Source organism: Rothia aerolata (assembly GCF_014635585.1).
Taxonomy (GTDB): domain Bacteria; phylum Actinomycetota; class Actinomycetes; order Actinomycetales; family Micrococcaceae; genus Rothia; species Rothia aerolata.
Genome location: NZ_BMDC01000001.1, coordinates 207,186 through 229,535 on the forward strand (window position 1 = coordinate 207,186; position 22,350 = coordinate 229,535).

Annotated in this window: 16 protein-coding genes and 1 tRNA gene; 11 read left to right on the forward strand and 6 right to left on the reverse strand. The window is 56.3% G+C overall.

Annotated features, from left to right (window positions below; all coding sequences use genetic code 11):
- Positions 1-2 precede the first annotated feature (2 nt).
- Positions 3-578 (reverse strand): flavodoxin domain-containing protein, encoded by a 576-nt coding sequence (locus IEV00_RS00865; RefSeq protein WP_188358459.1) that lies wholly within the window; start codon positions 576-578, stop codon positions 3-5.
- 401 nt (positions 579-979) lie between these two features.
- Here IEV00_RS00865 and pyk point away from each other — a divergent pair, with 401 nt between their 5' ends.
- From pyk to IEV00_RS00880, 3 genes are all read left to right on the forward strand, one after another.
- Positions 980-2,452, forward strand: coding sequence for a pyruvate kinase (gene pyk, locus IEV00_RS00870; RefSeq protein WP_188358460.1), 1,473 nt, complete (start codon positions 980-982; stop codon positions 2,450-2,452).
- A 182-nt stretch (positions 2,453-2,634) separates the two neighbouring features.
- Positions 2,635-3,972: a nucleobase:cation symporter-2 family protein gene (locus IEV00_RS00875; protein ID WP_229722994.1), complete on the forward strand. Its 1,338-nt coding sequence runs from the start codon at positions 2,635-2,637 to the stop codon at positions 3,970-3,972.
- Positions 3,959-4,540, forward strand: a complete 582-nt coding sequence (locus IEV00_RS00880) for a xanthine phosphoribosyltransferase (protein ID WP_188358461.1) — start codon at positions 3,959-3,961, stop codon at positions 4,538-4,540. The genes IEV00_RS00875 and IEV00_RS00880 overlap by 14 nt, the downstream gene beginning before the upstream one ends.
- Positions 4,541-5,229: 689 nt before the next feature.
- On the opposite strand, the gene IEV00_RS00885 is transcribed toward IEV00_RS00880, so the two are convergent.
- Positions 5,230-5,312: transfer RNA gene (locus IEV00_RS00885), tRNA-Leu, on the reverse strand.
- Positions 5,313-5,532: 220 nt separating this feature from the next.
- Between IEV00_RS00885 and IEV00_RS00890 the strand changes: the two genes are divergently transcribed.
- Positions 5,533-6,156, forward strand: a complete 624-nt coding sequence (locus IEV00_RS00890; RefSeq protein WP_188358462.1) for an ANTAR domain-containing response regulator — start codon at positions 5,533-5,535, stop codon at positions 6,154-6,156.
- 100 nt (positions 6,157-6,256) lie between these two features.
- Here the strand turns inward: IEV00_RS00890 and IEV00_RS00895 are convergent, their stop codons facing one another.
- The 3 genes from IEV00_RS00895 to IEV00_RS00905 all read right to left on the reverse strand — a co-directional run bounded on the left by IEV00_RS00895 (position 6,257) and on the right by IEV00_RS00905 (position 8,373).
- Positions 6,257-6,430, reverse strand: coding sequence for a hypothetical protein (locus tag IEV00_RS00895; protein WP_188358463.1), 174 nt, complete (start codon positions 6,428-6,430; stop codon positions 6,257-6,259).
- 53 nt (positions 6,431-6,483) lie between these two features.
- Positions 6,484-7,737: a dicarboxylate/amino acid:cation symporter gene (locus tag IEV00_RS00900; RefSeq protein ID WP_229722995.1), complete on the reverse strand. Its 1,254-nt coding sequence runs from the start codon at positions 7,735-7,737 to the stop codon at positions 6,484-6,486.
- A gap of 135 nt (positions 7,738-7,872) precedes the next feature.
- Positions 7,873-8,373 (reverse strand): PaaI family thioesterase, encoded by a 501-nt coding sequence (locus IEV00_RS00905; protein WP_188358465.1) that lies wholly within the window; start codon positions 8,371-8,373, stop codon positions 7,873-7,875.
- A 118-nt stretch (positions 8,374-8,491) separates the two neighbouring features.
- On the opposite strand from IEV00_RS00905, the gene polA reads away from it, so the two are divergent.
- The 3 genes from polA (at position 8,492) to rpsA (ending at position 13,762) form a co-directional block, all read left to right on the forward strand.
- Positions 8,492-11,317 (forward strand): DNA polymerase I, encoded by a 2,826-nt coding sequence (polA, locus tag IEV00_RS00910; protein WP_188358466.1) that lies wholly within the window; start codon positions 8,492-8,494, stop codon positions 11,315-11,317.
- Positions 11,317-11,982, forward strand: a complete 666-nt coding sequence (locus IEV00_RS00915) for a GNAT family N-acetyltransferase (RefSeq protein WP_229722996.1) — start codon at positions 11,317-11,319, stop codon at positions 11,980-11,982. Before polA ends, IEV00_RS00915 begins: the two co-directional genes overlap by 1 nt.
- Positions 11,983-12,286: 304 nt before the next feature.
- Positions 12,287-13,762 (forward strand): 30S ribosomal protein S1, encoded by a 1,476-nt coding sequence (rpsA, locus tag IEV00_RS00920; protein ID WP_188358467.1) that lies wholly within the window; start codon positions 12,287-12,289, stop codon positions 13,760-13,762.
- 864 nt (positions 13,763-14,626) lie between these two features.
- Here the strand turns inward: rpsA and IEV00_RS00925 are convergent.
- Positions 14,627-15,310, reverse strand: coding sequence for an IMPACT family protein (locus tag IEV00_RS00925; protein WP_188358468.1), 684 nt, complete (start codon positions 15,308-15,310; stop codon positions 14,627-14,629).
- Positions 15,311-15,373: 63 nt separating this feature from the next.
- Here IEV00_RS00925 and coaE point away from each other — a divergent pair, with 63 nt between their 5' ends.
- The 4 genes from coaE (at position 15,374) to spxB (ending at position 22,231) form a co-directional block, all read left to right on the forward strand.
- Positions 15,374-15,976 carry a dephospho-CoA kinase gene (gene coaE / locus IEV00_RS00930; protein WP_188358469.1) on the forward strand — a complete coding sequence of 201 codons (603 nt, stop codon included), beginning with the start codon at positions 15,374-15,376 and terminating at the stop codon, positions 15,974-15,976.
- 220 nt (positions 15,977-16,196) lie between these two features.
- Entirely contained in the window at positions 16,197-18,008 is a 1,812-nt protein-coding gene (locus IEV00_RS00935; RefSeq protein ID WP_229722997.1) for a BCCT family transporter, read from the forward strand.
- A 152-nt stretch (positions 18,009-18,160) separates the two neighbouring features.
- On the forward strand, positions 18,161-20,308 hold the full coding sequence (uvrB, locus tag IEV00_RS00940; RefSeq protein WP_188358471.1) for an excinuclease ABC subunit UvrB: 2,148 nt from the start codon (positions 18,161-18,163) through the stop codon (positions 20,306-20,308).
- Positions 20,309-20,434: 126 nt separating this feature from the next.
- A complete protein-coding gene (gene spxB / locus IEV00_RS00945; protein ID WP_188358472.1) occupies positions 20,435-22,231 on the forward strand; it encodes a pyruvate oxidase in 1,797 nt (598 codons plus the stop codon).
- Positions 22,232-22,350: the final 119 nt, after the last annotated feature.

The window sequence follows — 22,350 nt, forward strand, 5'->3', positions numbered from 1 at the left end:
CCTTACTTGAGGTAGCCGAGAACGGTCTCGATTAGGGGCTTGGTGTCTTCACGGTTAGAGAAGTCGCCGCCGCCATTATCGAAGGCTTCAATAAGCTGCTTGTCGTACTCGTTCTGCTTGGGCTTGAGCTTGTAGGCGGTCTTTACTAGACCCAGTGCCTTACGGTGCATGCTGGTCATGCGTTCCATATCGAGGCCGCCGCGGAAGTGGAAGGCGGGGTAGCCGCCAGCGACGTCCTCTTTGTAAGACTTCATCACGCGCTTATCGAGGTACTCGCGGGGGTAGACGGCCAGGCCGTTGAAGCAGACGGTGAAGAAGACGCGGTTGGGCACCTTGAGCATAGCTTCGCGGCGCTTGCGCAGGGTGGGAGCACCGGTGAGGAAGCCGCCCAGGTAGCTGGCGCCCACAATCAGTACATCGGCAGACTCAATGAGCTCGTCAGTTGCCTCGGCAATGGGGGCCAGGGTCACGGTGGGGGCGGAATCTGAAGCGCGCAGGTCTTCGGCAATCCAGTTGGAGTAGCGCTCGGTGTAACCGTAGTTGGAGCCGTAGAGAATCACGACATTCTTTTCAGACACGATAACCTCGTTTGTGATTGGGTTTGTTTGGTTATCCACTAGATTACGCAGTTGCCAGTCGTTTATAAAGCGGTGGCCCAACGTGGCGTTTGTGGCGCAACGCGGGGAAACATGTTGCGGTCTGTGACGGTGGAGAGCTTGAAATCAGGGCATGAAACCCCTTGACAAGGTATGTGGCTGTGTGTGTTTTTGTTGGAAAACATATGTTCATGCTGAGAATATTCACGCATTTCGCACCCAAAACCACAGAAAATTGAATATACTAGAACCAGTACACGAAGGAGCCCGCCCCGCAAAAGTGTGTTTCCGTGGGTTTAGGTGAGATTATCCGTGACCCAAGTAACACTCCGAACGCGAAGGGTTCCAGCTGTAACAACCCCAATACTTTTAAGGTTTGATGCATGAGACGCGCAAAGATTGTTTGTACTATTGGCCCGGCTATCTCCGCTCCGGAGAAGATTGCTGCTGCGATTGAGGCTGGCTTGAATGTTGCCCGCCTGAACATGAGCCATGGTGACCACGAGGTGCACACCAACTCCTACACCACCATTCGTGAGCAGAGCCAGAAGCTGGGCAAGAACGTTGCGATTCTTGCTGACCTCCAAGGTCCTAAAATCCGCCTGGAAACTTTCAAGAACGGTGTTGAGATTCTTGAACCCGGTGATACTTTCAAGATCACTACCGAAGATATTGAGGGCACCAAGGAAATCTGCGGTACCACTTTCAAGGGTCTGCCCGGCGACGTCAAGCCCGGCGACACCCTGCTGATTGACGACGGTAAGATTCGCCTGGAAGCTATCGAGGTTAACGAGACCACCGTGACCTCCCGTGTTGTGGTGGGTGGCCCCGTTTCTGACCACAAGGGTATTAACCTGCCCGGCGTTGCTGTGTCCATTCCCGCCCTGACTGAGAAGGACGAGCGCGACCTGCGTTTCGCTCTGAACCTGGGCGTTGACATCATCGCTCTCTCCTTCGTTCGTTCCGGCGACGACATCCTGCGTGTTCACGAGATTATGGACGAAGAGGGTATCCGTCTTCCCGTGATTGCTAAGGTTGAGAAGCCTCAGGCAGTTGAGAATCTGCAGGATATTGTTGATAAGTTCGACGGCATTATGGTGGCCCGTGGCGACCTGGGTGTTGAGTTCCCGTTGGAGGAAGTTCCCCTGGTGCAGAAGCGCGCCATTGAGCTGGCCCGCCGCTGGGCAAAGCCGGTTATCGTGGCTACCCAGGTGCTGGAAACCATGATTAACAACCCCACTCCCACCCGTGCAGAGGCATCTGACTGCGCTAACGCTATTCTGGACGGTGCTGATGCCGTGATGCTCTCGGGCGAGACCTCGGTGGGTAAGTACCCGATTATCACCATTCAGACCATGGCTCGCATTGTTGCCTCCACCGAAGAGCGCGGCCTCTACCGCGTGCCCGAGCTGGGTACCTCGCCCAAGACTCGCGGCGGTGCGATTACCCGTGCGGCTGTTAACGTGGCTGACCAGCTCGATGTCGATTACATCACCGCCTTCACCCAGTCTGGCGATACCGCGCGCCGTCTTGCACGTCTGCGCCCGTCCAAGCCGGTGATTGCCTTCACCCCCGACCCCAAGGTGCGCGCCTTCCTGGCTCTGCTCTGGGGCGTTCAGGCAGTACAGAGTGACTTCGCCGGTTCAACCGACGAGATGACCGGTCTGGTAGACCGCTTCCTGCTGGAGCACAAGCTGGCTAAGGCTAACGACCTCATGGTGATGGCAGCCGGTTCACCTCCCGGTGTTGCTGGCTCCACCAACCTGCTGAAGGTTCACCGCGTAGGCGATGTGGACGACGCCGGTGCGGTTCTACCCGAAGAGCGCGAGAAGCTCGGCCCCTGGGTAGAGGAGTAAGCCTCAAAAAATAGGTGGGTGGTTGCTGTGAGCAGCCACCCACTTTTCTGTCTCTGCTCCCGAAATATTTCTCTGAAAGCAATATCGCCCCGTACACTAAAGGGTGGCATGGTCGCCGCCGGTCAACGGGGCGATTTTTGTTTTAAGAGCCCGGTGTTCAGTGCGAACGAAAGAATTGAAAAGTGACTGAAGAGAATCAGCCGAATCATAGCGACGGTTCAGATCAGATGCTGTACGGGGTAGAAGATACTCCGCCGGTAGGTGCCTCCATTATTCTTGCTTTACAGCATATTTTGGCGGCTTTTGCCGGAATTATCGCGGTGCCCCTGGTGGTCTGTACTGCTCTGGGCTTTAGCGTTGCCCAGACGTCGCTGATGGTCTCGGCAACTATTTTTGTTGCCGGTATTACCACCTTTATTCAGTCCAAGAAGATTGGTCCGGTGGGCGCGAAGGTGCCGGGAATGATGGGCACCGATTTCACCTTTGTAAACCCCACCATTAGTGTAGGTGCCCAGTTCGGCATGGCAGGTATTGTGGCCGCCACGATTACCGGTTCCTTGGTAGAGATTGTGCTCAGCCGCTTTATCAAGCCACTGATGCGCTTTTTCCCGCCGCTAATTACCGGAACCGTGGTTGCCCTGATTGGTATCACCCTGCTGCCGGTGAGCATGGACTGGGCTGCTGGCGGTAGTGGGGCAGAAGACTACGGCTCGCTGCGCAATCTTGCGGTGGCCTTTATCGTGATGTTCTTTACCCTGGCCCTGAACCACTTTGGCTCGGGTATGGTTCGCTCTGCCTCCGTATTTATTGGCATGGTGCTGGGCTATATCATCTGCATTCCTTTGGGCATGGTGTATTTGCAGGCTGTCTCTGACGCTGCCTGGTTCGCCCTGCCCAATATTTTTAGCTATGGCTTCCACTTTGACTGGGCCTCGACCCTGGCCTTCGTGCCCGCCTACATTGTCTCTTCAATCGGTACCGTGGGCATTATTAAGGCAATCGGTGAGGCCTCCCAGACGAAGGTGCGCGATGAGCGGGTTGCCGGTGGTGTGCTTGCGGACGGCGTGGGATCGGCTATTGCGGGCGTGTTTGGGGCCGGCCCCAACACCGCTTTTTCCCAGAACGTTGGCCTGATTTCGCTGACCAAGGTTGCCTCCCGCCGGGTGATGATGCTGGCCGGAATTATTCTGGTGATTCTGGGTGTTTTTCCCAAGCTGAGCGCCCTGATTTCCGTGATGCCCCAGCCGGTGTTGGGTGGGGCCGGCGTCATTATGTTTGGTCTGGTAGCCGCTCAGGGTATTAAGACCCTCTCGCATATTCATCTGGGTGACCGTGAACTGCTGATTATCTCCGTGGCCTTTGCTCTAGGTATCGGTGTGACGGTGCGACCCGATATTCTGGGTTCACTGCCCTCTGCTCTGCAGATGATTTTTTCATCGGGTATTTCCACGGGTACCCTGGTAGCCCTGTTCCTGAACATTATCTTGACTGATCGGAAGAAAAAACATGAAGCTGCTTGAAGATCGTATCCGCAAAGACGGCCGTATTCTGCCGGGAAATATTCTGAAGGTTGACCAGTTTGTTAACCACCAGGTTGATCCTGAGCTCATGATTGAAATGGGTAAGGACTTCGCCGAGCACTTTAAGGGGCAGGGGATTACTAAGGTGGTGACCCTGGAGGTCTCGGGTATCTCGATGGCTCTGACCACCGCTCTGGCCCTGGGCGTGCCCATGGTGTTCGTTAAGAAGATTTCCTCTAAGACTCTTTCGAACGATACCTATCATTCCAAGGTATTCTCCTACACCAAGAAGATTGAATACGATATCCGCGTTGATAAGCGCTTTATTACCCCCGAGGATAAGGTGCTGATTATTGACGACTTCCTGGCGAACGGCCAGGCGCTGCACGGCCTCTCAGATTTGTGCCGCCAGGGCGGGGCAGAGATTGCTGGCTTTGGTATTGCTATTGAAAAGGTCTTCCAGGGCGGCGGTAAGGAGTTCCGTGAGCAGGGCTATGACGTGTACTCTCTGGCGATGATTGACCACTTTACCGAGGATGGCGTGGTGTTCAGCCACGAGGTCGCCTAGTTCATCAGCTTCTACTGTTTCGAGAGGCCATTTTTATACCGTTTTTCTCCGAATTTCGGTATAAAAGTGGCCTCTCGACAATCCAAGCTAGTCAGACCACTAGTTCAGGGTTCTAGTGCAACCTGTGTTTCCAGCACCTGCGGTGCGTGGTGGCTTTGGGTTTTGAGCTGAACCATGCTCTGGGTACAAGCAAGTTCCCGCTAATACCCGCAAGGTACACGTGAAATCCCCAGGTACAAGACAATACTTGTACCCAGGGACCAGGCTTGTACCTTTGGCACCCCGGCAAGAATCAGCTTGTACTCTCCCTGCTGAGCTTCCTCGAGAGGCTGTTTTTATACCGAAAATCTGCGAAAAACGGTCATAAATTGGCTGCTCGGAGATCATTGCAGCCCGTGCAGTTGCCCCTGTTTCATCGAGTCGCCGCTTCAGCGACATTTCGCCGGTACAGTACCGGCGAAATGTCGCTGAAGCGGCGATATGCAACCGAAGCGGCGACTCAATGCACTTGCTCATTCTGGGTAGTGGCCCGGCATGCTAGGGGGCAGGCTTTTCTGCTCACGTCTCGGTAACAGTCCCGGGAGGGAACACAGATTTGTCCTATTTTGAGTAAAAGGTGTCCAGAAACGTTGTTTTGGCGAAAAAGCTGGCTAGCAGAAACCTTTGTTTCTGCTAGCCAGCCTTTGCTGTGGTGCCCAAGGTGGGACTTGAACCCACACTCCGAAGAACCGCATTTTGAGTGCGGCGCGTCTGCCAATTCCGCCACTTGGGCATATTAAATTCTCTGCATTCACCATCGCGAATGCTCTTACACTTTACACTGTAAACAGGGAAATACGAAATCGAGCCTCTCCCGGCGGATTCTGGTGGTCAAGATAACCCTCAGATACAGCTCGTTGAGAGCTAAATCCTCTCCATCCCAGCGCTATACATGGAACAATAAGTAAACATAGAAGTAAGCAGACAAGAATCAGCACGGTCAAGGAGCCAAGATGTCAGAGAAGACAGAAGAAACGGTTGCTGAAACCACCGCAGAAGAGACCCAGCCCGCCCGCACCGTTGTGGTGGCGGAAGACGAAGCACTGATTCGTCTAGATATCGTTGAAATTCTCAAAGACCAGGGTTTTGACGTGGTGGCCGAGGCAGACAACGGTCAGAAAGCGCTGGAACTTGCCGAAGAGCACCAGCCAGATTTGGTGCTGATGGACGTGAAGATGCCGGTGATGGACGGCATTACCGCAGCCGAAGAAATCAATAAGAAGCAGCTGGCCCCCGTGGTTTTGCTAACCGCCTTTAGCCAGAAGGAACTGGTTGATAGGGCAACAGAAGCAGGCGCCATGGCCTATGTGGTCAAGCCTTTTACTCCCAACGATCTGATTCCGGCTATCGAGGTAGCGATGAGCCGCTACGAGCAGATTAAGGCTTTGCAGAATGAGGTCAGCTCCATCAAGGAGCAGTTTGAAACCCGCAAGATTGTAGACCGCGCAAAGTCCCTGCTCATCACCAAGATGGGCCTGACCGAGCCCGAGGCTTTCCGCTGGATTCAGAAGACCTCCATGGATCGTCGCCTGTCTATGCGCGAGGTTGCTGAGACCATCGTCAACCAGGTTTCCTAGGGCCGGTTTCTGACCCGAACAGAATAAATCTGAATATACAAAGTGCCTCCCGATTCACGAATCGGGAGGCACTTTGTATAAGGAAGCTAGGCTCAAGCGGCTAGCGCTTTTTTGACCCTGAATCTGACCTGAGGCCGATGCCCCAGAGGGTAGCAGCGGAGCACACCGCTACTGCCAGCCACCAGTAGCCACCGTTTTGCATGGCGGTTACTAGCGAAGCAATGGTGAGCACCAGAAAAACCATGCCCAATTTTTTCTTGGTCTCGGGGGCCATATCTAACCTTTCAAGCTAATCAGATTAATGTTGAACCAGATTCAGCCGCTACCCTAGGAAGCCGCCTCGGAGCGAGAAGCCGCACGAGCGGCGTCCTTCTTCTCCATGCGGTCGCTGAGCTTCTCGGTGAGCGCAGCAATAGTGGCATCGCCGGTAACGTTGGTGGCGGTGCCAAAGGAGTCCTGGGCCAGGTAGAGGGCAATCATCAGGGCAATCATTGACTCGTCAAAGCCGAGCATAGATTCCAGCAGACCAATGGCTGTCATCACCGCGCCACCGGGAACGCCGGGGGCAGCTACCATCATGACGCCCAGCATAAAGATGAGCGGAATCATGTCTACGTAGCTCAGTGAACCGGAGGTCATGTAGATTACCGAGACCGCGCAGGAGGTAATGGTAATCATGGAGCCTGAGAGGTGGATGTTGGCGCAGAGCGGAATAGCAAAGTCCACAATTTTGTCTTTGATGCCTACCTGCTTGGCAGAGCGAACGGTCACGGGAATGGTGGCCGCAGAAGACTGGGTGCCCAGGGCGGTGAAGTAGGCGGGGAGCATACCCTTGATCATCGTGAAGGGGTTGCGGCCGGTGACGGTGCCGGCGAAGATGTACTGAATAAGCAGCATCACCCAGTGCAGAATCAGAACCATCACAAAGACCTTGCCAAAGACCGCCAGAATCATGGCAACCTCGCCGGCCAGGGTCATATTGGAGAAGACACCGATAATGTGCACCGGTAGCAGGGGAATGATTACGTAGGAGAGCAACTTTTCAATGATGGTCTGGAAATCAATGAAAAGGTTGAGCATGGTCTTGGTCTTCAGAGCTGTTAGGCCCAGGCCCAGAACGAAGGAGAGCACCAGCGCCGTCATCACGCCGAAGGGCGGGTCAAGGGTGAAGTCCACGTAACCGGAGGAAAGGGATTCCTCGGGGTTCTCGAAGGAGGTCAGCTGCTGGCCCTTGAGAATAATGGGGTAGATGAAGTAAGCGGTAGTGATAGCCAGAAAGCCCGCAGCCACCGACGAAATGTAGGCGAAGGCAACGGTGGAGCCCAGCAGCTTACCTGCGCCCGAGGCCAGAGAGCCGATACCGGGCACGATGAAGCCCAGAATAATGAGCGGAATGGCGAAGCTGAGGAAAGCACTGAAGATGGTGGAGAAGCTCACGAAGAGCTGCACAATGGTGTCGGTGGGAATAGACCAGCCGAAGAGATCGTTGAGTCCGCTAATCATGCCCGGGGTAAAGGAGCCAATCAGCACACCAAGGATAATGGCGACAACAATCCATACGAGAAGAGGAATTTTCTTCACGGGATACAACCTTATGATCGGTGGAAATGGTGTGAAACAAAGCAGCGCAGATTAGGTAGTAATCTGCGCTGAATTATGAACATTGTAGCTTAGAAGTTTCTCGCAGTGGGGTGCCTCACCGGCATGTGGGGTGTTTTATGCGGCTTTGAGCTGCGAGTCGGCGGCGGCCTGCGGCGGGCGGGGTACCAGCATGTTGGTCATGCGGCCCACAGAGATGGTTTTTCCGTTTTCTCCGACGATTTCAATGGAGTGCACGCACTGGGTACGGCCCAGTTTGATGGGGGTGGCTGTTGCTGTCACGCGACCTGAAGAACCGGGGCGAAGGTGGGTGATGTTGAGTTCGGTGCCCAGCGCCATTTGATCTGAGGACGCCGCCAGCGCGGCCGCGAAGGATCCGACCGTTTCGAGCAGGGCGGCGGATGCTCCGCCGTGGAGCAGGCCGGCCGGTTGGGTATTGCCCTCAACGGGCATGGAAGCCACCACCTGTTCGCGGGTGAACTCGTGGAAGCGGATGTCTAGTTTGGGTATGAGGGTGCCCAGGCCGTGATGACCAAAGATGCCCAGGTGCTCTTCTGGAACTCCGCGCTCGGCTAGCTCGGCGCGGGTTTCGGGGCTTAGTTCTTCATTGCTGAACATGCAGTATTCCTTTCAGCCGGAGGGGTACCTCTATTATGCCCCTCACCTAAGGTAGGCAGGCAAAATGGGTGCAGCCAACGAGTGTACGGGAGAGACAGGGAGCGTTTAGGATAGAGAGGTGACTTCTACTGATGCAGCTTCCCAGAACCAGAAACTCCTTCTCATCGATGGCCACTCGTTGGCCTTCCGATCGTTCTATGGCACTCCCGTTGATGTGTTTGTCAATAGTCAGGGGCAGCACACCAATGCGGTGCACGGTTTTCTTTCGACCCTGCTGAGCCTGATCAAGAGTGAGAAGCCCAGCCACATTGTGGCTGCTTTTGACCTCGCAGGCGGTACCTTCCGCACCGAAGAATACGGTGAGTACAAGGGTGGCCGTGCTGAGACTCCCCAGGAATTCCTGGGTCAGGTTGAGCTCATTCAGCGTCTGTTGGAGCAGCTGAACATTCCCTCGGTGACGGTGGAGCGCTTTGAGGCAGACGATATTGTGGCGACCCTGGCCAAGATTGGCCAGCAGGAGGGCATGGAGGTTGAGATTGTCTCCGGCGACCGCGATGCTTTTCAGCTGGTCAACGATACGGTAACGGTTCTTTACCCGGTAACGACCGGCCCTTCTAAGGGTATCCGCCGTATGGATCCTGCCGCTGTGGAAGAGAAGTACAAGATTCCTCCCCATCTCTACCCTGACCTTGCCGCCATTACCGGTGAGCAGGCGGATAACCTGCCCGGTGTGCCCGGCGTGGGCCCCGGCTTCGCTGCCAAGTGGATTAATGAATACGGCAACCTCGATGGAATTATCGAGAACAAAGAGAAAATCAAGGGCAAGAAGGGCGAAGCCCTGCGGGAACACCTGGACGATGTGCTGCGCAACCGCAGGCTCAACCGCCTGGTCGATGATTTGGAGCTGCCTATTACCCTGGCCGATGCCGCCGAATTTGGCCCCAGGGATCCAGAGACCCTCAACGAGCTTTTTGACGAGCTTGAATTCCGCTCCATCCGCCAGCGCCTGGCGGAGGTATTTTCTGATCTTGCTCAGGCAGCTGCCGCCCGGATCGACATTTCGGTGGAGTCGGTGCAAACCATTGAGTCAGCTCAAGAGTTCAGTGACTTTGTGGAAGGCGCGCTGGCGGCGATTACCGCCGCAGAGCGCCCGGTTGCCGTGCCCGAGCGACTGGCCCGCGCGCTCGTCCTCTATCCTGTGGTGGACGAGGACGCCGCTGAGGCGGGTAACGCGCACGAGCAGAACCTCACCGGCGCGGTGTTGCTGGGGGGAGCCCGGGCAGGCTGGATTAAGTTTGCAGAGATTGATGCTGCCACCGAAAAAGCCCTGAGCGACTGGCTTGCAGACGAAAACCAGAAGAAGATTGTTTTCGATACCAAGCTCAACGTGAAGTCTCTGGCTGCGCGCGGCTTCCGGCTGGCGGGTGTGGTGGAAGACCCGGTGCTGAGCTCCTACGTGTGTGGTCATGTTCCCTCTGCCCGCCGTCGTTTTTTCGAGGCGATGATGGAAGACCTCACCGATGCCTACCTGCGTACCGAGTTTCCCAAGGCTGAGGTTAAAGAAAGCGCCCAGGGAGAGCTCTTCTCCCTTGAAGCTGAGGTTGACCTTGAATACGTTGCGCTGGTGGCGCGCTATATCCAGGAGCTAGCCTACGCGCTTCACGCTGATTTGGCAGAGCAGAACCAGCTCAAGCTCTACGAGGAGATTGAACTTCCCCTGGCCACCGTGCTGGCTCAGATGGAGCGTGCCGGTATTGCCGTGGACTCCACTGTTTTGGCCGAGCTCAAGGACCACTACAACACCTTCATCAAGCAGGCCACCGAAGAGGCGTACCGACTGATTGACCACGAGGTCAACCTGGGCTCTCCCAAGCAGCTGCAGGCGGTTCTCTTTGAGGAGCTGGAGCTACCGACCACCCGCAAGCTCAAGTCGGGTTACTCCACCGATGCCGAGTCAATGGCCGATTTGCTGACCAGAATTGACCCCGACTCTAAGGGAGCCCAGTTTCTGCTGGCCCTGCAGATGTACCGCGACTACACCAAGCTCAAGCAGACCGTGGAGGGGCTGCAAAAGGCAACCGCTGAAGACGGCAGGATTCACACCACCTTCCAGCAGAATGTTGCTGCTACCGGCAGGCTTTCATCCACCGACCCCAACCTGCAGAACATACCGATTCGCACCGAGGAGGGCCGGAAGATTCGCGGAGCCTTTGTGGTTGATCCGCGTACGGTAGATGGCCAGCAGTATTCAACCCTGCTCACCGCCGACTACTCTCAGATTGAGATGCGCATTATGGTGCACCTGGCTCAGGATGAAAAACTGATCGAGGCCTATGAATCTGGCGAAGACCTGCACCGCTTTGTGGGTTCAGAGGTGTTCGGGGTTGCTCCCGAGGATGTTACCCCGGAAATGCGCGCCAAGGTCAAAGCTATGTCTTACGGCCTTGCCTACGGTCTTTCCCGCTTCGGCCTCTCCAAGCAGCTGGGCATTCCGGTGGAAGAAGCTGCCCAGCTGACCGTCAATTACTTTAAGCGCTTTGGCGATGTGGGGCGTTTCTTGCGCGGAACCCTCAAAGAGGCCCACCAGGACGGCTATACCGAAACCATGTTCGGCCGCCGCCGCAACCTGCCCGATTTGGGTTCCTCCAACCGTGCCCGCCGCGAGGCAGCAGAGCGCGCCGCTCTCAATGCGCCGATTCAGGGCTCTGCGGCTGACATCATGAAAATTGCCATGATTAACGTGGCGGCTCGCCTGGAAGCTGAAGGTCTGAAAACCCGCATGCTGCTACAGATTCACGACGAACTGATTCTTGAGGTGGCCCCCGGCGAAGAAGAGGCCGCAGCGGCGGTTCTTTCTGAGGAAATGAGCCGCGCGGTTGAGCTGCGCGTTCCCCTGGACGTTCAGGTGGGCTCGGGTACCTCCTGGCACGAGGCAGGCCACTAATGACGATTGAGCGTCAGGCCGCCGCCGGGGCGGCAGAGCTGGAATGGGCGAGTGAGGGGGAGTGGGAGAACGACGCCGCGCCCCGCTCGGTGACGATTACCCACCTGCAGATGCTCACCCCTCCCACGCGCCGTCCTTTAGAAACACCCGCCAATGTGCGCATTGAGCGGGTGGGCCACCCCACTCCCGAACTTGCCCGCTGGCTCTATTCCGTGGTGGGCGGGCCCTACCGCTGGTACGAACGGCTTGGCTGGTCGCGCCAGCAGTGGCAGGTGGAACTCGAGGAGACCGGTAGCGAAATCTGGCTGATCTACCTGGACGGCACACCCGCCGGCTACTGCCAGCTACACGTTACTGTGGCCGCTAACGAGGGCAGCATGAGCTCCGAAACCGAGATTCTCTACTTCGGCCTCATGCAGTTTGCCCAGGGGCAGGGCCTGGGCAAGGCCTTTCTTGAAGCAATGATTGCCAACGCCTGGAGTATCGATCGCAGACATCCGCTTCCCGCTGTGTCGCGGGTATGGGTGCACACCTGCGATTTAGACGGCCCCTTTGCGCTGGCTAACTACCAAAAACGGGGGTTGGAGATTATGAAGTCTGAAACCCACACCGAGGTTATTCTGAAGCACCCGCTCAGCTCCTGGGAATCGATGTTCGCCAGCTAAGCTCTGCTGAGTCAGCCTTGCCTGTGTCATGACACACCCGGGCGCGTGACCTTAAGCCAAAAGCCGCGAAAAACCCGGAATTAAGCGGAAATTAACCGCGCCTTTCATTGACCCCACACACGCTACCTCCTAGACTTTATGGAGTGCGTGTTATAAGCGCGCACAAAATTGTCCGAATAAACGCTCGATACAGAGCGGAACCACTTACACGGATACCGCAAGCAATCACTCTCGTGGCTGTTGGCGGGGGAAGTGTGACTGTATCGACCTAGAAAAATCTATCCATATTGGAGCCCTTTACTACATGAGCACCAACACTCCCCAGGTTGCAATCAACGATATCGGCACCGAGGAAGACTTCCTCGCAGCAGTCGACGCAACCATCAAGTACTTCAACGACGGCGATCTCGTCTCCGGTGAAGTTGTTAAGGTTGACCACGACGAGGTTCTTCTCGACATCGGTTACAAGACCGAGGGTGTCATCCCTTCACGCGAACTCTCCATCAAGCACGACGTCGATCCCGGCGAAGTTGTTGCCGTTGGTGACGAAGTTGAGGCCCTTGTTCTGACCAAGGAAGACAAAGAAGGTCGTCTGATTCTCTCCAAGAAGCGCGCACAGTACGAGCGCGCCTGGGGCGACATCGAGCAGATCAAGGAAAACGACGGTGTTGTTACCGGTACCGTCATCGAGGTTGTCAAGGGTGGCCTCATCCTCGACATCGGCCTGCGCGGCTTCCTGCCCGCATCGCTGGTCGAAATGCGCCGCGTACGCGACCTCGCTCCCTACATTGGTCAGCAGATCGAAGCAAAGATTATCGAGCTGGACAAGAACCGCAACAACGTTGTTCTGTCCCGCCGCGCTTACCTCGAGCAGACCCAGTCCGAGGTCCGCTCCACCTTCCTCAACCAGCTGGAAAAGGGCCAGGTTCGTACCGGCGTTGTTTCCTCCATCGTCAACTTCGGTGCATTCGTGGACCTTGGCGGCGTAGACGGTCTGGTTCACGTTTCCGAGCTGTCTTGGAAGCACATTGACCACCCCTCAGAGGTTGTTGAGGTTGGCACCGAGGTAACCGTAGAGGTTCTGGAAGTTGACCTGGATCGCGAGCGCGTTTCCCTGTCTCTGAAGGCTACCCAGGAAGATCCTTGGCAGGCATTCGCCCGCACCCACGCTCTGGGTCAGGTTGTGCCCGGTAAGGTCACCAAGCTCGTTCCCTTCGGCGCATTCGTTCGCGTTGAAGACGGCATCGAGGGCCTGGTTCACATCTCCGAGCTGGCTGTTCGCCACGTTGATCTGGCAGAGCAGGTTGTCTCCGTGGGCGATGAACTGTTCGTCAAGGTTATCGACATCGACCTGGATCGTCGCCGCATCTCCCTGTCACTGAAGCAGGCTAACGAGGGCGTTGACCCCGAAGGCACCGAGTTCGATCCCGCACTCTACGGCATGGCTGCAGAGTACGACGAAGAGGGTAACTACAAGTACCCCGAGGGCTTCGACCCCGAGACCAACGAATGGCTCGAAGGCTACGAAGCACAGCGTGCAGCTTGGGAACAGCAGTACGCAGACGCTCAGGCTCGCTGGGAAGCTCACAAGGTACAGGTTGCCAAGGCACTCGAGGCAGACGCAGAAGCAGCAGCATCCGCTGCAACTTCAGCTCCCGCCGCAGAGTCCTCCGAGCCTGCACCCACTTCCTACTCCTCAGATAACAAGGGTTCCAACTCCGGTACCCTGGCTTCTGACGAGGCACTGGCTGAGCTCCGCAAGAAGCTGACCGGCAACTAATCTTTCGAGATTAGCTAGCAACTTAGCTCAATAGAATCCCGTCCCGCGAAAGCGTGGGGCGGGATTTTTGTGGGCTATAGGACGAATCTGTGTCCACCCCGAGCATACCACCCAAGATAGCGGCAGAAAAGCATGGCTTCTAACAACCTAGGCGCTGATTTAGGATAGGCAAGCCGCCCCGAGTCGCCGTTTCGGTGGCATATCGCCGCTTCAGCGACGTTTCGCCGGTTCGTGACCGGCGAAATGTCGTCGAAGCGGCGACTCAATGAAACAGGGGTAACTGCACGGGCTGCCATGATCGCCGAGTGGCCATTTTTAGACCGTTTATCGCAGGTTTTCGGTATAAAAGTGGCCTCTCGGGAAAGCTCGGTAGGTAAAGTACACGTTTCTTCTTGCTGGGCTGGCGTAGGTACACCTGTGTTCCCTGGGTACACATCTAGATGTGTACCCAGGGAACACAGGTGTACCTTTGACCTCTCAGCCGGGTTTTGCTTGTACTTTTGGCACCTCAGCGGGAATCTATGTGTACCGAGAGCTTGTTTCCGCGAAAAATCCAGACTGGCCCATATCTCAGGTGCTGGATTTTGGGTGGTAGAGGGGGATGGGGCTATCTTGTGGGGCTGATTGTCTTGTGTTTATTGGGGCGTGGGGTGTTGTGGACACACTTTTCTGCCTAACCCCCTTTTTTTGTAGCCGAAGCAACCCCCCCCTGGCGGCGTGTGGGGCGATGCGGCAGCGACGTTATGGTCAGGTGCGACCGGTTGGGGGCGTAGGATAACGCTCCGTGACTGATTCCCTCGCTACGCATGCGGGCGCTGAGCGCCCGAATGCTCCGCTCGGTCCATACGTCACTTCCGCCTTATCCTACACCCAAAGGGTATCCTGCCAAGCAACGGAAGAGGCGCCCGCGGTCAGTGCGGCGAGCTGTTCCTCTAGTTCTGCCTTGGAAGCGGGGGAGTCAAAGACGCCGATGATAATGGAGGCCGAACCGGTGCCGTAGTCGGTGGTGTCTACGTGGATTCCTGCTGCCCGAAGTTCGTTTTCAAGTTTGCCAGCCTCGGCAAAGCTCGTTTCGATGGCTCCCATGCGCAGGCGGCGCCGGGGCACAAGTTCAGCTTCATCTAACACCTGAACCACCGCGTCGGTGTAGGCGCGAACCAGGCCGCCGGCACCGAGCTTAATGCCGCCGAAGTAGCGCACCACCACGGCGCAGATATCGGAGAGGTCCATGACCGACTCGTCCTCAGTTGAGGTCCGCCGGTTGAGGAGGGCCTGGAGCATGGGGATCCCGGCGGTACCGGCAGGTTCGCCGTCATCGGAAGAACGCTGGGTCTCTCGATCGGGGCCGAGAACAAAGGCGGAGCAAACATGCCGGGCATCGTGGTACTTTTTCCGAATTTCTTCAATGTAAGCTCGAGCTTCACTCTCGGTTTGCACGCGTTTAACGTGACCAATGAACTCTGATTTCTTAATCTCAAGTAGAGATTCAACCGGTTCAAAGCTGGATAGTACGGTGTATTGGTTGGCTCGGGATTCTTCAGCAGTCACCTAGCCAGTCTACGGCAGGTGGCCAAGTTGGCTCTAGAATAAGGGAGAGATGAAAGGGGAGTCATGAAGAGAATTGGCCTCACTGGTGGAATCGGATCCGGTAAATCCACCGTGGCGAAGATGTTTGAAGAGATGGGCGCGGTGATTATCGATGCCGATCAGATTTCCCGGGACCTCATGCGCCCGGGCAGCCCCGTTTTGGCGCAGGTCGCAGAAACCTTTGGCAATCAGATTCTCACCAACGATGGTCACCTGATTCGGCCGGAGCTGGCAAAGATTGTTTTTAGCGATAGTCAGGCGCGCGAGAAGCTGAACAGTATCGTGCACCCGGCGGTGCGGCGTCATTCTGCGCAACTGGCTGAAGAGGCTCAGGCTGCACCGGACTTCTCGGGGGTCATTATCGAGGACATCCCGCTACTGGCAGAAACCGGCCAGGCACATCGGTTCGACGCCGTGGTGGTGGTCGAGGTAGAACCGGATATTCGGCTTCAGCGCCTGGTGCAGCAGCGGGGTATGGCCGAGGATGACGCTCGGGCAAGAATGGCTACGCAGGCAAGTGATGAGCGGCGGCGAGAAATTGCAACCTGGGTGGTGGACAACTCGCGCAGCCTAGACGACACTCGTGCGCAGGTTGAGCAAATTTATTCAAGACTGCAAGATATGTGACAAGAATATAAATCCTGCATAGCGCCTAGTCAGGGCTGATTTTAAGAAAAAATACTAAGTCGCGCTGATGATTTTGTTGGTATCGCTGAGAAGCCCTGCCTATTATTTATAAGTCTCCCTTAATGGGAGATTTTGTGGCGGGGTGGATCATTGACCGCCATGAGAAAGCGAAAATCCACCGGGTAAAACTGTGTTAAGCAAGCTTCATGACAAGCTGGGCTTGAGAACGAATCCACCGATTTTCTTCTTCTCAGCAGGTTTTGTACTTCTCTTTACCATCGCGTTCGCACTCTTCCCCAATGCTGTGGGGCCAGCCTTTGACTCTATGGCGGCCTTCATCATCAAATACCTGGGCTGGTTCTATGTTCTGGGTGTGGCCATTTTCTTCATCTTCCTGATTTATATGACCACCAGCCGGTTTGGTCGAATCAAGCTGGGTGATGACGATGCCGAGCCTGAATATTCTGGTCTTGCCTGGTTTGGCATGATGTTTGCCGCCGGCGTGGGTGCTGTGCTGCTCTTCTGGGGTGCGGCAGAGCCGATTACCCACTACGCGCGGCCGCCCTATGAGGGGGTTGAGCCACAGTCCCACCAGGCAATGATGGAAGCGCTGTCTATTGCTGACTGGCATATCGGCCTGGGTGTGTGGATTATTCTTCTGGTTCCGGGACTTGCCTTCGGCTACTTTACCTACAAGCGCAAGCTACCTCCCCGTGTTTCCTCCGTCTTCCAGCCTCTGCTGGGCGAGCGTATTCACGGCCCCATCGGTAAAACTATTGACTGCATCGCTATTATCTCTACCGTTTTCGGTATCGCCGTCTCGGTGGGCCTGGGTGCCCTACAGATTAACTCCGGTATCAATATCATGTACGGAGTGCCCTACGGTAGCTGGATTCAGGCCGCTATTATCGCTATCATCACCGCCGCTGGCGTGACCTCTGTGGTTGCCGGTATGGATAAGGGCGTGAAGATGATTTCTTACGTCAATATTCTGATGGCTATCGCCTTGATGCTCTTTATCCTCATGGCGGGCTCATCGCGCTACATCATTAACGGCACCATTGAATCCATCGGCTACTTCGCCCAGAAGCTACCGCAGATGCTCTTCTTCAACGATGCCCTCAATGACACCGGCTGGATTGGATCCTGGACCGTCTTCTACTGGGCATGGACCGTTACCTGGGCCCCCTTCGTGGGACTTTTCGTGGCTAAGATTTCGCAGGGCCGCACCATCCGCCAGTACATTATTGCTGCGCTGTCGGGCCCGACCCTCTTCACTATGGTCTGGATTGGCGTTTTTGGTCTGTCGGCTTTCCACATTGAAGAAAACGAGGGCGGCACCCTGGTGCAGACCGTGGTAGAAGAGGGAGATATTCCCGCTGCTCTCTTCGAGTTCCTCAGCCATTTCCCCGCCTATGGGCTGGTAGCGGCGGTGACTCTAATCGTCATTACCCTCTTCTTCGTCACTTCCATTGACTCGGCGGCGCTGGTGATGGACGCTATGGCAAACGGCCATGAAGATCCGGCTCCTAAGCGCCAGGGCGTTTTCTGGGCGGTATCCATTGGTCTGGTCTGTGCCATTATCTTGATGTTCTCCGGAGATAACGGTCTCAACGCCCTGCAGAACGTGATTATCGTGATTGGTCTTCCGGTCTTTGTGCTGGGCTATCTACAGATGTGGATGATTGTGCGCGCTCTGCGGGAGGACGCCGGCGAGCTGCCTCCCATGCGCACCCGCCAGTGGAAGCAGGTAATCCCCATTGAGGAGTACCACCGCCGTGCTCAGGAAGATCATTCCTCGGTGGAGGAAGTTGTGATGCGCCCTGAATACGAGGTTGGTACCGAGCCTGAATATGAGTCTCTGGTTCCCAACACCGGCCAAATTCAGGTGATTACCGCTGAGGATATTGCTGAGGACGCCGCCAAGCACAAGAAAAATTCTTCACCGGACACCGGGGCAACCCACACGGTTCGCGGTCAGAATGATGCCCCCTCGGTCAATATCAGATCTGGTCAGCGCAAGAAGTACTAGCCCCTCGCACAGCTGAAAATCGAGTATGAGCCGCCCGGCGCCGTCCTGCCTCAAGGACGCCGCCGGGCGGTTTTTGCGCGTGATAGCGGGCGCGCTTGCCCTGACGGTGAAACACCATAGAGAGGTTCGCCCCGCGCCTGTAAGCTAGAGGCATGAGTCTTGCCCAGAAGATTGAACGTGTTGTAGCGCCCTTTGAAGTAATCTCTGACTACAAGCCAGCGGGCGACCAGCCCAAGGCTATAGCCGAGTTGACCGAGCGGGTCAATAACGGCGAAAAAGATATTGTGCTCATGGGTGCTACCGGTACCGGTAAATCGGCTACCGCGGCATGGCTCATTGAATCGGTGCAGCGCCCCACCCTGGTGATGGTGCAGAACAAGACCCTGGCTGCCCAGCTGGCCAACGAGCTGCGGGAACTTCTGCCCAATAACGCGGTGGAGTACTTTGTCTCCTACTACGATTACTACCAGCCTGAGGCCTACGTTCCCCAGACTGATACCTTCATTGAAAAAGACTCCTCTATCAATGAGGAAGTCGAGCGTCTGCGCCACTCAGCCACCAACGCGCTGCTGACCCGCCGTGACGTCGTCGTTGTCTCCACAGTCTCCTGCATCTACGGCCTGGGTACCCCCGAAGAGTACATCGCGCAGATGGTGACCCTGAAGCAGGGGGAGGAGATTGACCGCGACGATTTGCTGCGGCAGTTCGTGAACATGCAGTACGTGCGCAATGATGTGGACTTTCACCGCGGCACCTTCCGGGTGCGTGGCGATACCGTGGAAATTATTCCCATGTACGAGGAAAACGCGATTCGCATTGAGTTCTTCGGCGATGAAATCGAGTCGATTTATACCCTGCACCCTCTGACCGGTGAGATTATCCGCGAAGAAACTGAGATGTATGTTTTCCCGGCGTCGCACTACGTTGCCGGTGCCGAGCGTATGGCCAAGGCGATTAAGTCCATTGAGGACGAGCTGGCAGACCGGCTGGAGGTTTTGGAGAGCCAGAACAAGCTGCTTGAGGCCCAGCGCCTGCGCATGCGCACCCAGTATGACCTAGAGATGATGGAGCAGATGGGCTTCTGCAACGGCATCGAGAACTACTCCCGCCATATTGACGGTCGCCCGGCGGGCTCAGCCCCGCACTGTCTGCTGGATTATTTTCCTGATGACTTTTTGCTGATTGTCGATGAGTCCCACGTGACCGTTCCCCAGATTGGCGGTATGTACGAGGGCGATATGAGCCGTAAGCGCACCCTGGTGGAGTTTGGTTTCCGCCTGCCCTCGGCTATGGATAACCGCCCGCTGAAGTGGGACGAATTTCTGGAACGTATTGGCCAGACGGTCTACCTCTCGGCGACCCCGGGCAAGTATGAACTGTCTCAGGCTGATGGCTACGTGGAGCAAATTATTCGCCCCACAGGCCTAATTGATCCCGAGGTAATCGTCAAGCCCACCAAGGGGCAGATTGATGACCTACTCGAGGAGATTCGGGTGCGCGTTGATAAGGACGAGCGCGTGCTGGTAACCACGCTGACCAAGCGTATGGCAGAAGACCTAACCGAGTATCTATCCCAGCACGGGGTGCGGGTGCAGTACCTTCACTCCGACGTGGACACCCTCAAACGCGTGGAGCTTCTGCGCGAGCTACGCCTGGGTTCCTTCGACGTGCTGGTGGGTATTAACCTACTGCGCGAGGGTCTGGACCTTCCCGAGGTTTCTTTGGTTGCGATTCTGGACGCCGATAAGGAGGGGTTCCTGCGCTCGACTACCTCCCTGATTCAGACCATTGGTCGTGCGGCTCGAAATGTCTCGGGCCAGGTGCACATGTATGCCGATAAGATAACCGACTCCATGCGCACCGCCATTGACGAGACTAACCGCCGTCGTGAGATTCAGCAGGCCTATAACCTTGAGCACGGTATTGATCCGCAGCCGCTGCGGAAGAAGATTGCTGATATTACCGACCAGCTGGCGCGTGAGGAAGAGGATACTTCTGAGCTGCTGGCCCAGCGCAAGAAAGCTTCGGGCAAGACGGCGCCGGTTCAGAAGAAGGGCAAGAAGGTTGCTACTTCTACACCTGAGGCTGACGAGGTTCTGGCCCGGGCTGAGGCACGCGTGCGGGCAGATGGCCTGGCGGCTGCCCCGGCTGAGGACCTCATGGATTTGATTGAAGAGATGAGCGCTCAGATGATGAAGGCCGCCGAGGAACTGCAGTTTGAGCTGGCAGCTCGCTTGCGCGATGAGGTGGCGGATCTGAAGAAGGAACTGCGGCAGATGCAGCAGGCTGGTCACGCCTAAAATAGGGACCGCACCGCGGATTGTGTCTGCACCATCACACCCCAAAATTATTTGATTTGTAAAGTAATTTTGGTGTAAGCTGAAGCCATAAAAGAAAACCACCACTCACGAAAGAAGATGAGGACCATGGCTAAAATCAGCGGTTCAGATGCACTCATGAAGGTTCTGCACGAATGGGGCATTAAGCGAATCTACGGCCTGCCCGGCGGCTCCTTCGACTCCACCATGAACGCAATTCACAACTGGCGTGACAAGATCGACTACATCGGCGTTCGTCATGAAGAAGTGGGCGGTTTGGCCGCCGTCGCCGAAGCAAAGCTAACCGGTCGCGTGGGCGTGATGATTGGCTCGGCAGGCCCCGGCGCTGCCCACCTGGTCAACCCCCTCTACGACGCCAAGGCAGATAATATTCCGGTGCTGGCTCTCATTGGTCAGGTTCCCTCATCTCGAATGAACACCGACTACTTCCAGGAGATGCCGGAGAACCCCATGTTCGCCGACGCCAGCGTCTACAACCGCACCGTGATGACGGCGGAGCAGCTGCCCCAGGTGATTGATACCGCTATCCGCACTGCCTACGAGAAGAAGGGCCCCGCGGTTGTGGTAATTCCCAAGGACTTCGGCTGGGCTGAAATTGAGGATTCCTACAAGTCCTCGGCCCAGACCTACCGCACCAACCAGTGGGAGCAGCCGGCTCGTGAGGAGGATGTTCAGGAGGTTTTGGACCTGCTGGAGAAGTCCCACCGCCCCATCATTTACTTCGGTCGGGGTGTGAACGGTGCCGCTGACGAGCTGCGTGAACTGGGTCGGATTCTCAAGCTACCCATGCCTGCCACCTACCTGGCCAAGGAAATTCTAGAGGGCGACGAAGACTTCTACATGCACTCCACCGGCCGTTTGGCCACCAAGCCGGGTGTGGACGTAGCTCGGGCGGCTGACTTTGTTCTCTTCGCCGGAACTAACTTCGAGTTCCCCATGTTCTCCCAGGATGCCACCTTTGTGGACGTCAACCTGCGTTCCTCGGTGATTGGTGCCCGCCATCAGACCGCCCTGGGTATCATCGCAGACGTTCCCACCTTCCTGCGTCAGCTACTGGCAGCTGCCAAGGAGCGCTACGGTAATGACGGCGAGCGCTACACCGAGCGCGGCGTTGACCACACCGCCTGGTTCGAGGCTGCTCTTGAAGATAAGAAGCAGTGGGAGGCCTGGATTGCTGAGCGTGCTGCCCGCACTGAGGGAACCATTGGTTTTGAGTACACCTACAAGCTGATCAATGAGATGGCGGCTGATAACGCTGTCTTTGGTGTAGATGTTGGAAATGTCAACATCGCCGTTGCCCGCCTGCTGGATTTGGGTAAGGATCGCCGCCAGGTGACCTCACCGCTGTATGCCACTATGGGCTTTGGTCTTCCCGCAGGTATTGCTGCCGGTCTTGAGTACTCCGACCGCGAGGTGTGGACTCTCTCCGGCGACGGCGCCTCAGCTATGGTCATTCCCGACATTATTACCCAGGCAGAGCACAAGCTGCCGGTGATGAACCTTGTCTTCACCAATAAGTCCCTGGGCTTTATCGAGGCTGAGCAGGACGATACCCACCAGCCCCACTCCGGTATTGATCTCTCCGATGTTGATTTTGCCAAGGTAGCTGAAGGCTTTGGCGTTCGCGGCTTCACCGTTGATAAGGCGGAGGATTTGAAGTCTACCCTCGAAGCGGCACAGGCTGTGACTCGCGAAGGCAAGCCGGTTCTGGTGGACATCAAGATTTCCAATGACCGTCTGCTGCCGGTTGAACAGTTCCCGCACCGCCGCACCGGCCACCCCGCCGTGATTGAGGACTTCAACGAGTTCGTTGAGCACTTTGAAGCTGAGGGTCTGGAACCCTTCGGTGAAATCCTCGACCGCCACGGTGTAGAGAGCTTCTAGGGAGCCTTCCGCCCCGCGGGGCACATTGGTTGAGGGGTGCTTCTTGAAGGACGCCGCCGCGCGGCTTTCCTGCCTGAGGGCAGGGGAGTCGGGTGGCGGCGTCCTCGTCTTTAAAGTGC

Excerpts from the sequence above, each read along its gene's own strand:
- pyk (WP_188358460.1), top strand. The coding sequence starts at position 980 with ATGAGACGCGCAAAGATTGTTTGTACTATTGGCCCGGCTATCTCCGCT.
- IEV00_RS00880 (WP_188358461.1), top strand. The coding sequence starts at position 3,959 with ATGAAGCTGCTTGAAGATCGTATCCGCAAAGACGGCCGTATTCTGCCG.
- IEV00_RS00890 (WP_188358462.1), top strand. The coding sequence starts at position 5,533 with ATGTCAGAGAAGACAGAAGAAACGGTTGCTGAAACCACCGCAGAAGAG.
- IEV00_RS00895 (WP_188358463.1), bottom strand. The coding sequence starts at position 6,430 with ATGGCCCCCGAGACCAAGAAAAAATTGGGCATGGTTTTTCTGGTGCTC.
- IEV00_RS00905 (WP_188358465.1), bottom strand. The coding sequence starts at position 8,373 with ATGTTCAGCAATGAAGAACTAAGCCCCGAAACCCGCGCCGAGCTAGCC.
- IEV00_RS00915 (WP_229722996.1), top strand. The coding sequence starts at position 11,317 with ATGACGATTGAGCGTCAGGCCGCCGCCGGGGCGGCAGAGCTGGAATGG.
- rpsA (WP_188358467.1), top strand. The coding sequence starts at position 12,287 with ATGAGCACCAACACTCCCCAGGTTGCAATCAACGATATCGGCACCGAG.
- coaE (WP_188358469.1), top strand. The coding sequence starts at position 15,374 with ATGAAGAGAATTGGCCTCACTGGTGGAATCGGATCCGGTAAATCCACC.
- uvrB (WP_188358471.1), top strand. The coding sequence starts at position 18,161 with ATGAGTCTTGCCCAGAAGATTGAACGTGTTGTAGCGCCCTTTGAAGTA.
- spxB (WP_188358472.1), top strand. The coding sequence starts at position 20,435 with ATGGCTAAAATCAGCGGTTCAGATGCACTCATGAAGGTTCTGCACGAA.